General features: G+C 31.7%; 13 protein-coding genes and 2 tRNA genes. 4 read left to right on the top strand and 11 right to left on the bottom strand.

Going from position 1 to position 12744, the window contains the following annotated elements:
- Positions 1-70: 70 nt before the first annotated feature.
- From Q0783_RS15225 to Q0783_RS15215, 3 genes are all read left to right on the top strand, one after another.
- Positions 71-742, top strand: a complete 672-nt coding sequence (locus tag Q0783_RS15225) for a Crp/Fnr family transcriptional regulator (RefSeq protein ID WP_298760112.1) — start codon at positions 71-73, stop codon at positions 740-742.
- Positions 743-835: 93 nt separating this feature from the next.
- Positions 836-1705: an anti-sigma factor gene (locus tag Q0783_RS15220; protein WP_298896546.1), complete on the top strand. Its 870-nt coding sequence runs from the start codon at positions 836-838 to the stop codon at positions 1703-1705.
- 92 nt (positions 1706-1797) lie between these two features.
- The gene (locus Q0783_RS15215) at positions 1798-2376 is read left to right on the top strand and encodes a TlpA disulfide reductase family protein (protein ID WP_230936916.1); all 579 of its coding nucleotides are present in this window, start codon (positions 1798-1800) and stop codon (positions 2374-2376) included.
- On the opposite strand, the gene Q0783_RS15210 is transcribed toward Q0783_RS15215, so the two are convergent.
- The 10 genes from Q0783_RS15210 to Q0783_RS15165 form a co-directional block, all read right to left on the bottom strand.
- The gene (locus Q0783_RS15210; protein WP_298896543.1) at positions 2363-3508 is read right to left on the bottom strand and encodes a lycopene cyclase family protein; all 1146 of its coding nucleotides are present in this window, start codon (positions 3506-3508) and stop codon (positions 2363-2365) included. The genes Q0783_RS15215 and Q0783_RS15210 overlap by 14 nt on opposite strands.
- Positions 3509-3523: 15 nt before the next feature.
- The gene (locus Q0783_RS15205; protein WP_298760095.1) at positions 3524-3973 is read right to left on the bottom strand and encodes a sterol desaturase family protein; all 450 of its coding nucleotides are present in this window, start codon (positions 3971-3973) and stop codon (positions 3524-3526) included.
- A gap of 4 nt (positions 3974-3977) precedes the next feature.
- Entirely contained in the window at positions 3978-4817 is an 840-nt protein-coding gene (locus Q0783_RS15200) for a phytoene/squalene synthase family protein (protein WP_230936919.1), read from the bottom strand.
- 2 nt (positions 4818-4819) lie between these two features.
- Positions 4820-6286, bottom strand: a complete 1467-nt coding sequence (gene crtI, locus Q0783_RS15195; protein WP_298896535.1) for an NAD(P)/FAD-dependent oxidoreductase — start codon at positions 6284-6286, stop codon at positions 4820-4822.
- A 53-nt stretch (positions 6287-6339) separates the two neighbouring features.
- Positions 6340-7239 carry a MerR family transcriptional regulator gene (locus Q0783_RS15190; protein WP_298896533.1) on the bottom strand — a complete coding sequence of 300 codons (900 nt, stop codon included), beginning with the start codon at positions 7237-7239 and terminating at the stop codon, positions 6340-6342.
- A 127-nt stretch (positions 7240-7366) separates the two neighbouring features.
- A tRNA-Leu gene (locus Q0783_RS15185) sits at positions 7367-7451 on the bottom strand.
- Between the two features lie 368 nt (positions 7452-7819).
- Positions 7820-8608: a DUF2971 domain-containing protein gene (locus Q0783_RS15180; protein ID WP_298896530.1), complete on the bottom strand. Its 789-nt coding sequence runs from the start codon at positions 8606-8608 to the stop codon at positions 7820-7822.
- A 156-nt stretch (positions 8609-8764) separates the two neighbouring features.
- The gene (locus tag Q0783_RS15175) at positions 8765-10474 is read right to left on the bottom strand and encodes a protein kinase (RefSeq protein ID WP_298896529.1); all 1710 of its coding nucleotides are present in this window, start codon (positions 10472-10474) and stop codon (positions 8765-8767) included.
- Positions 10475-10597: 123 nt separating this feature from the next.
- Positions 10598-11077 (bottom strand): hypothetical protein, encoded by a 480-nt coding sequence (locus Q0783_RS15170; RefSeq protein WP_298896527.1) that lies wholly within the window; start codon positions 11075-11077, stop codon positions 10598-10600.
- Positions 11078-11517: 440 nt separating this feature from the next.
- A tRNA-Lys gene (locus tag Q0783_RS15165) sits at positions 11518-11590 on the bottom strand.
- Between the two features lie 130 nt (positions 11591-11720).
- On the opposite strand from Q0783_RS15165, the gene Q0783_RS15160 reads away from it, so the two are divergent.
- Positions 11721-12239, top strand: coding sequence for a shikimate kinase (locus Q0783_RS15160; protein WP_298896525.1), 519 nt, complete (start codon positions 11721-11723; stop codon positions 12237-12239).
- Here Q0783_RS15160 and Q0783_RS15155 read toward each other — a convergent pair.
- Complete coding sequence (locus Q0783_RS15155; RefSeq protein ID WP_298896523.1) at positions 12231-12734, bottom strand: phosphoribosyltransferase family protein; 504 nt, start codon at positions 12732-12734, stop codon at positions 12231-12233. The genes Q0783_RS15160 and Q0783_RS15155 overlap by 9 nt on opposite strands.
- Positions 12735-12744: the final 10 nt, after the last annotated feature.

The following is a 12744-nucleotide window of genomic DNA, read 5'->3' as shown; positions in this document are numbered from 1 at the left end:
TTATAAACTAGTGTAAGGAACTTGAAATTTTAACGACTGCAATAAAAATCTAACAAAAAAACACTCCCAAATGCAGTCAATGTGGTTCTTTGACGATGTTAACCTGTTTAAGGTCCTTTGTCCTCATAAGTTTAAGGCTTATAAGAAAGGTCATGAATTTGATGCTTACAAGAAAAAGGATTACATCTATTTTGAAGATGACTCGGCTAATAAAGTATATCTCATAGAAAAAGGGAAAGTCAAAATTGGGTATTACACTGAAAATGGCGACGAGGTCGTTAAAGCTATTCTTTCTAGAGGAGAGCTATTTGGTGAAAAGGCAATTCTAGGTGATAACAAGCGTGATGAATTTGCCCAGTCTATAGATAATGCAACATCTATTTGTCCAATTGGAGTGTCGACCATGCATGATCTTATGCGAGATAATCAAAGCTTTAGCTTTAAGGTCTATAAATTTATTGGCTTCAAATTCAAAAAATTAGAACGCCGACTTCAATTACTTTTATTTAAGGATACAAAAACACGCTTGGTTGAATTCTTAGATGAATTGTGTATAGATTATGGTTATGATTGTCCAAAAACTGGTGATCATGTTATCAGGCATCCGTATACACAAAAAGATATTGCTTCTCTAATAGGAACATCAAGACCAACCTTAAATATTCTTCTGAATGAACTTAAAGAAGAAAACTATATTAATTTCAACAGAAAAGAAATTAGAATTTTAAAACATTCAGCTTAATTATTTAAATTTTTTTCACTTGTGTTAGCTAGCTAACATTTTATGAGAATCACTAGTTATAATTTTGAAGTATAAATTTTAAAATTATAAGCAATGATTAAAAAAATGTTTTTTGCAGTTTTGGCCTTATCTTTTGTAGCCACTTCATGCAGTAGTGACGATGATAATAATGGTCCTACAAATTCAGATTTAACTCTTAATCTTAGTGGACTAGAATCCCTAGGAAGTGATTTTGTTTACGAAGGATGGATTATTGTAGATGGCGCTCCAGTTTCTACTGGAACATTTACAAGTATTACTTTTCCGCAGACATTTTCAGTAAATACAGCGCAATTAAATAGCGCAACAGCATTTGTGCTTTCTATAGAGCCTGCTGTAGATCCAGATCCAGCGCCAGCTGATACAAAAGTACTACGTGGTGAGTTTACAGGGAATTCGGCAACAGTTAATACTGGTCTAATTGGAGATTTTAGTTCGGCATCAGGGATGTTCTTTTTAAGAACTCCAACAGATGAAACAGGAACAAATAATATGAATGATGAGTACGGTGTATGGTTTGGAACACCAGGTATGCCACCAACACCAAACTTTAACTTACCAGTTTTACCAGCTGGTTGGGCATATGAAGGTTGGGTTGTAGGAGATTCAGGGCCTTTGTCTACTGGAACTTTTACAGAATTTGATGCTGCTGATGATTCAGCTCCTTTTAGTGGAACAGCTCAATCTGGACCCCCTGTACCAGGAGAAGATTTCTTTATGAATGCACCTGCAGGCGAAACATTTCCTTTAGATATTAGAGGACGTACTGTAGTCATTTCTGTAGAGCCAGTTCCAGATGATTCTCCAGCACCATTTGCTATCAAGCCTTTAGTTGGTACAGCTGGAAATGAAACTGCTCCTGCTACTCACAGTTTTGGACAAAACTTGTCTTCTTTACCTACAGGTTCAGTAACAAGAAACTAATTCAGGGATTAGTACTAGACAAAATTTAAAGTTTTGTTGTTAGATTTGAAGCGCATTGCCGACTATGGTAGTGCGTTTCTTTTATCATTATTATGGCTAGATCAAAAAAATCAAAACTATACAATCTTATTTTTATTGTGATTATTGCGTTGTTGTTGATTCCGCAAACCCGACAACCTATACAAGTATTCATTAATAAAGGTATCGCACTTTTTGTAAAGCCTTCTGTAATCAAAAGTTCTGAAAGGAAAGTGCTATCTAGTTACGATTGGACATTAAAAAACATGTCTAACAATACTTATGATTTTAAATCAGCTGAAGGAAAAGTCATTGTGATAAATTTTTGGGCAACTTGGTGTCCGCCTTGTATTGCCGAAATGCCGAGTCTCGAAAAATTATATCAACATTACAAATCAAATGATGATGTCGTATTTCTGTTTGTATCTAATGAAGATAAAGAAAAGCTCTATGAGTTTACTATTCACAATAATTATAGTTTTGAGGTGTATCAATCGCTAACTAAGTATCCAAAAGATTTTAATGTGAGTTCAATTCCTAGAACATTTATCATCAATAGGAAAGGAGAAATCGTTATTGACAAATCTGGTGCTGCAGACTGGAATAGTGAACGTGTCATCAATACTATTGATGAACAACTCAAAGTGTTTTAAAAAAAGCTTTGATAAATGACCAAGAAAAGAGAGAGGTCATAATACTTATTTCTTCTAAAAAAGTAGATTCTTCATCTAAAAATCGAAACATGGTTTGTACAGAGTTTTTAGAGTAAAATTGTTTGAACAACCATTCACCTTTTTGATTTTCGTCCTTTAAAACTTTTAAAAATACCTTATCGTAAAACTTATATTTCTTTTTGAAAAGACCTTTTGAAGGTAGCTTGTTATCTTTTAAATTACTGATAATTTGAGCTACTTTTTTTTCAGTATGCTTAAAAGAATACCCTGTTGATCCTTTAACCCATCCACCACCAGTTCCTATTTTTGTTACTTTGCTAGTGTTGTATGTTTCAAAAGCGAAATTGGTCATTGGAATTTGACCCATTTCAGTTTCTAATAGGTTATAGTGATCAATATTGAGATACTCTTTAATGTAGTTTTTAATATAATGATCATAAGTGGTTTCAGCTACGACATTTTCAGTAAAATATGTAAACTCTACAAGGGCTTCTGTTTTTGAAAACGGCAACACATAGGTAAATGTCGTTTGTTTACCATCCTTTAAACGATAATCCATCATCGTAACCTTTTCATCATCAAATACTTCTGTTTCAGTTTTAATCACCCAACCTTTAAAATGTTGAATGAGTGAAATGCACTGTTTTGATCTCTCATAAAAATCCTTTGGGATTCTACTGTCAAACACATGCGATGCAGAATAGACATTTAGATTTGTAGATACTATCACATTATCTTCTTCTACAACAGAAGTTACTGTATCTTGTATAAAATGGATGTTTTGCTGCTGTTTTAGTATTGTCTTGGCTTGCGTGTAGAAATCGATTGCGCGAATGCTTTTGTAGGCATATGGATTGAGATTGAGTTCAACATTTGTTTTTGAAGTGACTACAGACGCTTTAGACCATGATTTATGTACAAGATCATCCCATTGTGATGGTGCTGTTTCCCAAAAACTCCATGTTTTATCGTTTGTGTCTTTTTTTGAAGGATCTATAAGAGCAACTTGCTTATCTTTAAAATAAGTATCAGAAACCATTTTTAAAGCCAGTTGGAAACCAGCTAAACCATTTCCTATAATGATATAATCGAAATGGGAATTATCTGTCATAAACGATATGGTGTGCTATTTCTTAAAGTATTTGAAAGGAACAAACAACATTCCGAAGCATTCGCCATCACTTTTTCCGAGATGTTTATGATGAATTTTATGCGCTCGTCTAACGCCTCTAGCATACCAGTTATTGGCATTTCTAAATAGTTTAAAACGTTGATGAATGAAAATATCATGTACTAAAAAGTAGGTTGCTCCATAAGCCATAATTCCTAAACCTATTGGTAAACAATACCAAACACCTTCATAGCTCCAAAGGTAAAAACATGTCATACTTACCACAGCATAAAATATAAAGAAGGCATCATTACGTTCAAACCAGCTTTTATGATCTTTATGATGGTGATCTTTGTGTAAACTCCATAAAAAGCCGTGCATGACGTATTTGTGCGTGAACCAGGCCATAAATTCCATAGTGCAAAACACACCTAAAAAAATAAGAATCCAATATACTGTTTGCATACAATTACATTAAATTTAGTTGATATTTGACATAGCTTCTCGTAAGCAGCTCGAACTTTTTATAATTGGGCACTCTTATACGTGTAGATTTAATTTCTAGCGCTGGTGTCTTTTTTAATTTTTTGAGTAGTTGACTATAATAGCGATACGCCATAAAAACTCCAAATTTTGCTTCAATAGGTAATTTTTTAATGCCTTGTAAGCCTTTTGCAAAATCACTTTGAATATCATCAATAATAGCCTGTTTTGAGGCTTCATCTAAATGATTGAGATCTGTGTTTGGAAAATAGGTTCTACTTAAGTCTTCAAAATCGGCTTTCAAATCTCTTAAGAAGTTTACTTTTTGGAATGCAGATCCTAAACTCATAGCCGAATCTTTTAAGGTATCATATTTTTTTTGATCCCCTTTTACAAAAACTTTTAAACACATCAAGCCAACAACATCTGCAGAGCCGTAAATGTATTCTTTATACTCAGCATCGGTGAGGTAGTTTTGTTTGTGCAAGTCTAAACGCATACTTTTCATGAAAGCATCTACTAGACTTTTATCAATATCATATTTATGATATGTCTCTTGAAAAGAATTTAGAATTGGGTTAAGACTTATTTTATGCTTAAGTGCTAATTCTAGATCTTTTGAAAAATTCTCAAACAATAATTCTTTATCGTAATCATGAAAGGTATCTACAATTTCATCGGCAAATCTTACAAACCCGTAAATATTGTAAATATCTTGACGAATAGAGTTAGATAACATTTTTGTTGCTAAAGAAAATGAAGTACTGTACGATTTGGTAACAGTTTTACTACATTGGTTTGAAACGGTATCAAAAATAGCTTTCATAATTAGTTACTGTGGTGTTTTTTAATGAGTTCTGCGACTAATTTACCTGAAATTAGCGAAGGCGGAACTCCTGGTCCGGGAACCGTTAATTGTCCTGTGAAATATAGGTTGTTTACCTTTTTACTTTTCAATTTGGGTCTTAAAAATGCAGTCTGTAAAAGCGTATTTGCCATTCCGTAGGCATTTCCTTTGTACGAATTATAGTCTTTTATAAAATCGTTGACACAATAGGACTCTTTAAATATAATATTTTTTTCGACGCTTTGAGAAGTCAAATCTTCAAAACGTGTAATTATTTTTTTGAAATAAGCTTCCCTTAACTCGTCTGTATCTTCTAAGCCAGGAGCTAAAGGCACTAAGAAAATTCCTGCTTCTTTCCCTTCAGGAGCTGCATTATCATCGGTTATTGAAGGAAAACTCGCATAAAACAATGGGTTTTCTGGCCATTTCGGTGCATCGTAAATTGCTTTTGCATGAACATCAAAGTCGACATCAAAAAATAATGTATGATGATTTACGTTTTTTAGTTTTTTATCAAATCCAACATAAAATAATAGGGAAGAAGGCGCAAAGGTTTTTTTCTTCCAAAAAGTTTCAGAGTATTGAACATATTTTGAATCTAAAAGCGTTTCAGTATGATGATAGTCTGCACCACTTAAAATGATATCGCTAGTATAATTAGTTCCATTAGATACTATTGCAGTTGCTTTACCATTATCTACGACAATTTTATCAATTGAATTTTCAGTTTTTATAGTAACACCAAGGCTTTTGGCTAGTGTTTCCATAGCTAGAATGACCTTATACATACCACCTTTAGGATGAAATGTTCCTATACCAAAATCGGCATAGTTCATAAAGCTATAAAACGAAGGTGTATTATCTGGTTTGGCTCCCAAAAACAGAACCGGAAACTCAAGAATCATTGCTAGTCTATCATTCTTAAATTCTTTTCTAACATCCTTTTTGATTGTGCTAAAAAACTGTCCGATTTTTTTCATAGTCACTGGAGTGACTAATTCAAATGGTGATACACCAGGTCTATAGACTAAATCTTTTATAGCAACCTCATAGTTGTTTTGTGCATTATCAATAAACTTCATGAGTTTTTTTGAACTGCCTTTTTCTTCTCTTTCAAAAGCAGCACAAATTTTCTCTATAGTATCTTCAATAGTGATGTAATCTTCTTTTCCGAAGTAAACACTATAAGCAGGATTTAATTTGTCTAGAGTGTAATAGTTTTCGGGTGTTGTATTGAAATCTGCAAAAAAGCGTTCAAAAACATCAGGCATCCAGTACCAAGTAGGACCAATATCGAAGGTAAATCCATCTCTATGGAGTTGTCTTGCGCGACCACCAATGGTTTTGTTTTTCTCAAATATGGTGACCTTGTAACCATCTCGAGCTAAATAGCACGAAGCAGCTAGAGCCGAAAAACCAGAACCTATAATAGAGATGTGTTTGTTCATTGTTCAACAAATTTAAACAAAAGTTAAACAAAATTAACTTTAACGATAAAATTTTATAATTTTTTAACTAATTCCTCAATAGTATTGAAAGGTGTAATTTGCTTTGGAAGCTTATTTAAGTCTAATTCTTCTAGCATTCTTCCAATAATCCAAAGTTTGATTGATTTTTCGATTAATAAATTATCTGAAAAATCTTTGAGATATTCATCAATATACTCTTTTTCGGGCTTTACTGTAAAATAGGATACAAATGTAATGTCGTCATAATAGCTTAGTAAATCCTTTAAGCTATTAAGAGGAACACTTTGACCTAAGAAAATAGCTTGATGGCCTCTTGCAATGATCTCATGATTAATAATCATAAGCCCTAATTCATGAACTTCATTATCTGGAAGATACAATACAAAGACTTTATTAGTATCTATTTGATTTTTGGACTGAAGTTTCTCAGTATTAATTAAGATTTTTTGTCTAATTAATGACGTTAAAAAATGTTCATGTGCAGGTGTTATGGTATCAGTTTGCCATAACATGCCTATTTCAGAAAGCAAGGGTATAAAGTCTTGATAAAACATTTCGATAAAGGTCTTTTCTTTTAGCAGACCTTCGTAGGTATCGTAAAATAGTTTTTGATCAAAGTTCAACATTGACAGTTTGAATGTATCAATGGAGTGGTTATTGGTTTGATCACTTTGAGCAACCTCCTTAACTAATTTAGTAATTTCATCGTTCTCTAATGAAGCAATTTTAGAAATCTTGTAATCATTGTTATTGAGATAGCTAATGTTAAGTAGCTTTTGCAAATTGCCTAGACTATAATATCTAATATTTGTATCAGTTCTTTCAGGCTGAAGCAGATTGTATCGCTTTTCCCAGATTCTAATAGTATGTGCCTTAATACCAGTTAGGTTTTCTAGGTCTTTGATACTAAATGTGCTCTTAACGTTGTTCATTTTTAGTTTAAAAAGGTTAAACAAAAATAAACTTTTTTTGGAAGAACACTAAACTTTAAGGTTTTTTTAATAGTATAACTATTAACAATTGGCGTTAATAAGTGGAGAAAAAGAGATAGAAATAAAGTGCGCACGAGAAGATTCGAACTTCCACGACCTAAGCGGTCACTGGCCCCTCAAGCCAGCGCGTCTACCAATTCCGCCACGTGCGCATTCTTCAGTAAAGATAAAAAAAAAGTTAAGCGACTGCTTAACTAATTTCTTGTGACTTGGCTGGAGGAACAAGGTTTTAGCTAAACGGCTTAATACCAATTTTTTATGTTGATTTTTGGGTCGTATTTGGGGCGTTTGAGTGCTAAATAGCTGTTTCAAAACCGCCAAATTATAACCGCGGCAAATCTATAAAAAAGGTAATAGAAAACATAATTAAGTGCTAGTTTTATACTATTTAGTGCAAAGTTTGTAATAGAATGTTGAGACTTAATTCGTTGGGGCGTAATAATGCTTTGTAATCAAATCGATTAAAGATATCTCAGATAAGGATTAGGAGGCGAGAACTAGTAACTAATTATACACTTTCTTATATGTTGTTAGATTTTAGTTTTAAAGAATAAGATCGATCATCAATCATCATTTCTTTAATCGTTATATCCTGATTTGGAAAATGTTTATTTAATAACTTATTAATCTCGATTTTGTTTTCATCAGAAAACTTATAGCCCAAATAAATACTTTTTAAACAATTTGGGTCAAATAGATGCCTTCCATTTCTAGGGGAAATAATTCGGACTTCTTTTTCATATTTCCAGTCATTGGATTTTGTGAAAAGCACTTTTCTTATTTCTTCAGAAAGATTCATAAGAGAAGATGAAACCTTAATTGTTGGAAATTCATTTGAATAGTTGATTTGATCAATAGCGGTCATATTTACTGAATCATTCATATAGTAAATAGATTCATCTAATAGTTTATTTTCGAATTCTAAAACTACCCCAGTATGTTTATTCGCATAATGTGACCACATTAGTAAATTGTCTCTTGTATTAGTAAAACAACATACTCCAAAATTACTCAAATGACTAACAAATGGAGTTAAGAAGAGCTCTATGAACTTTTTAGAATCTTTTCTATACATGAATAAAACTTTATTGAAATCATTAATTATTTCATTAGAAGGATTAACAGCATGTTTTTTGTATAATTCAAAAAATTCTAAAATATCAGTATCATCTAAATTTTCATCAACCTGAAGTTTAAATTCAAATGGATCATTAAATGTATTGGGATTAGAAAACCATAAATATCCATTCTGTAGAGAGTTCTTGAAATTTTCATCAAAATCAAAGTATTTATAGAGAAGAGAACTCATTTTTGGTTAGTATTATTTGACACAACGAATTTGTGTATGGATAGTTGTTTTGGCTAGATCTAAGTTAACAAAAGAAAACGAAACGGAGAGAAATCCGTAGGATTTTCCGAGTACTTACAGAACTAACATTAACTATACACGTTGTTAGCTACTGGACTATCTGTACCAACCATCTTTGAAACAGCAATTGCCATAAGTTTGACTTATAGTCTCATGTCCATAATCGTCAACGATTTTGTTGATCCTAACTAAATCTTCTTTATTTAGCAAATCTCCTTTTTCATAAACAAATTGACCACAACCATAACAAACGAAAACCTCTTCTTTGAATACTCTATTTTGATTATCTTCAATACTTTTTTTACGTATTTTTTCTTTCTCCTCTTCTTCTGTTAAAACTTCTATATCATTTACTTCTTTAGTATATAAATCAACACATTCATCAATATATCTCCTAAATGCTAAAGCATCCATATTGTTATGTCTTCCATCATAAGTTGAAGAAGCTCTGTTATAAGGTGAGCTTTTACAGAAAAAAACAAAATTTCCTTTAAACCATCGTACTACGTGCCTAGAGAACTTATTTATAGGATATGAATCACGATAAAAATTTTTATTTTCTAAGATATTGAAAGGAAAATATCTTCCAGGCATTAATTCGCTAATTTCCTCATATTCTGATGTACTGTCCTCTGACTTGTCAGCATAATCATTTGCTTCTATATAAGCAGGTTTAAGTTTATCTATCTCTAAACGGAAATAGTTCCATTCTGGTGATTTGGAAAATGATTCGTAATAAAGAGTTTTTGGTTTAATTATTTCAATTATACCACTAAAATTAAGTTCAATACAACCTTTTTCATTTGCTTGTTTTACATGATATAAGTCTAGACCACCACCATTTGGAAAAAAAGCATGATTCAGATTTTTATACATACAAATCAAATTCAAAACTAGAATAATATCTGAGATCTTCTCCCAGGAACAGCTTTTTGGAATTGAATTTGTGAATAATGTCTTTTGAAGAGAAATCCATTGATGTAAACTTTTGTCAATAGTATTATCTTCTAACATTAACCATTCTTCTAGCAAAATAATTAGTTCAAAACAATCTGGTCTTTCTTCAGGGTCATTATCTGTGCATATCGTTAGTATATTCTCGATAGGCAAGAGATATTCCTCAGGATAGTATTTACTTATAGATAAAATCGAGTTTGAACTATATTGACCATCAAAACCTTTATTCTCCTCTGATATTAAAATCCAAAGTGTTTTGGCAATTGAATAAACATCTGCTTTTAAACCATCAGAAGAAGATGCTATTCTTCTCATTTCTGGTGCCATAGTCCATTTTGGTCCAACATTTTCATTCCGAGGTGTTATATTCTTTTTTTTAGGATAGTGAACCAAACCAAAATCTGCTATTACTGGTTGATTGTCAATGACTAAAATATTTGCTGGTTTTAAATCGCGATGAGATATTCCTAATTCATGAAGATTCTTAAGTGTTTTAATGATTTTTAGAAAAACCTTTATTTTTCCTTTTAAAGTCATAGACTTTAGCCAACTTGTTAGAGGTTGAGCTATAGGCATTATGTAATAAGGAATATCAGACTCCAAATTTTCTGGAAGAAACTTGTCTAATAATGGCATAATTCCTTTTACTTCAGAATGCCTTTCTAAGATTAAGATTTCGTCTATAAAACGACTATAATCTTTTTCTTTAATTTTTTTTAAAAATTTTATAGCAACAATTTCTTTTTTATCATTTGTTGCTTCCCATACTTCACCATTTCCACCACGACCCAACTTTTTTGTAAGTTGCCAATCATTAAACTTTTGATTTTTTTTTAATCTTTTTTGCATGTAAAAGGATAGGTTTTTGGTCTTGCAACTAACGTATTTGTTAAAGGTTAATCGCGTTTAGCAACTAAGATAGCAAATGGGGACGGATCTGAGGAAAATTCGTATTATTTATTGTGCTACTACCTATTCATGTGAGGATAGGCGATTAGATAGATCTTCAAGCATACCAATTAATTTTAAGAGAAATCCATAATCACATTCTAAGACTTCATTTTCTAATCTTTCATGACTATATCTCCATTTTACAAATAGATTTGAGTGATTATTTAACATATCTTCAAACCAATTTAGAAACATCTCATATGGTTTGTCTTTTGTGTCTACGTATCTATATTTACTCTTAATGAAATAGGATTTTTGTATTTGATCTTTGGTATCTGGATCTAGTAGATCAAATAATTGGTATAAATGGTGCGTCCTACCAAAATTAACACCTTTTAATTGCAAAACATTCTTTAAATACAATTCTAATGAAAATGATAAGTTAACTACAACTGGTGTCATTAACATTTCATAAGAATGCTTATCAATTTCTCTTTCTTCAAGACACCTTAATCCAGCTTTTTTAAACGATATGGCATTGTTTAATAATGGATTATTCATTTTTTGTGTTTACTATTTACTTGCTGACAATGGATAAAAAAAATTAATGAAAATCACAGAACTGCGGTTGACAACACCAATGACTAGCATTTACAGGAGTAAAATGAGGTAAAAACTCATACAAGGGAGTTACTAAAAAAATAAGTGATAGAGAAACTACAACTATTTTTAGCCTCAGTGACGTTTTTCCCTCGTTAATGCTTTCAATTGTTTTAGAATTGTTTTTCATACTCAAAGATAAAGATAAAAAGGGTATATTTTGATGAAACTCCCCATAGAAAAAAGTTGGGTAGTTTCTGGGTAGTTTGAGAAAAAATAAAAAAATTAACTAATTGAAAATCAATTGTTTAGATGAAATACAATTTGAAAATTGTGACTCCGATGGGGTCAAAAAAAATCCTAACTATCTGATAGTCAGGATTTTAAATCAAATTTTTTCGTGACTTGGCTGGGGCTCGAACCCAGGACCCTCTCCTTAAAAGGGAGATGCTCTACCAACTGAGCTACCAAGTCAATAAGTTTCTCTAAACGAGGGTGCAAATATAAAACGATTAATTAATATTCCAAACCTATTTTTAGATAATTTTTCGTTTTTTTGTGATTGCATATCTTATGTTTTTAATTATCAATTTATAACGAGAAAATGACTTTGTTTTTAGTTGGATATATGGGTTCTGGAAAATCAGTAATTGGCAAGAAATTGGCTGAAGTTTTAAACTATGCCTATTTAGATTTTGACGAATTTATCGAAGAAAATGAAAAAGCGACCATTGCGACTATTTTTGAAACCAAAGGCGAAATATATTTTAGAAAAGCCGAAGCCAAGTATCTTGATAATGTTATTGGTTTAGAACATACCATTATATCACTTGGTGGAGGAACACCTTGCTATGGTAATAATATGGAAAAGCTTTTACATTCAAACAATACGCAATCCATCTACTTAAAAGCTATAATACCAACATTGTCTGCACGTTTGTATAAGGAAAGAGTAAAGCGACCATTGATTTCTCATATAGAATCTATTGCAGAGCTTAATGAGTTTATTGGTAAACATTTATTTGAGCGAGCTCCTTTTTATGAGCAAGCACACTTGAGTATAAAAACCGATAACAAATCTGTTGATGAGGTTGTTGAAGAGCTTGTAGCACAATTATTTTAAATAGGCTTCGTATACTTTTCCTGATAAAATAATCTCAACGTGCTCATGAAGCGATGTAGACAAAGAAATCCCTTTAAAATCTGCCTTTACAGGGTACTTTTTGTGATTTCGATTAACCAAAACAGCGGTTTTGAATTGTTTTAATGGAACATCCAAAAAGTGTTTTACACCATAAATTAAAGTACTGCCAGAATTTAATACGTCATCAATTAATACAATAGATTTATTAATGTATTCTTCTTGATTCAATGATGTTTTTATTTCAGAAAGTGGGTTTTTCTTGTCAATCTTAACTTTGCAAAGTATTGGTTTTAAATCTGAAATCTTTTCAAGACTTTGCTTTAGTTTTTTTGCAAGTATGTAGCCGTTGTTTTCAATTCCAGCTAAAATAATTTCGTTTTCATACACATTACTTTCATAAATTTGATATGCAATACGTTTGATTTTATGCTGAATTTCTTGATGATTCAAGATAATGTTTTTAGTAAGACTCATACTTAGGAAT

Origin of the sequence: uncultured Psychroserpens sp. (genome assembly GCF_947500255.1) — a bacterium.
In the GTDB taxonomy this organism is placed as follows: domain Bacteria; phylum Bacteroidota; class Bacteroidia; order Flavobacteriales; family Flavobacteriaceae; genus Psychroserpens.
The sequence above is the reverse complement of the archived record's forward strand: the minus strand, read 5'-3'. Positions and strand labels throughout refer to the sequence as shown.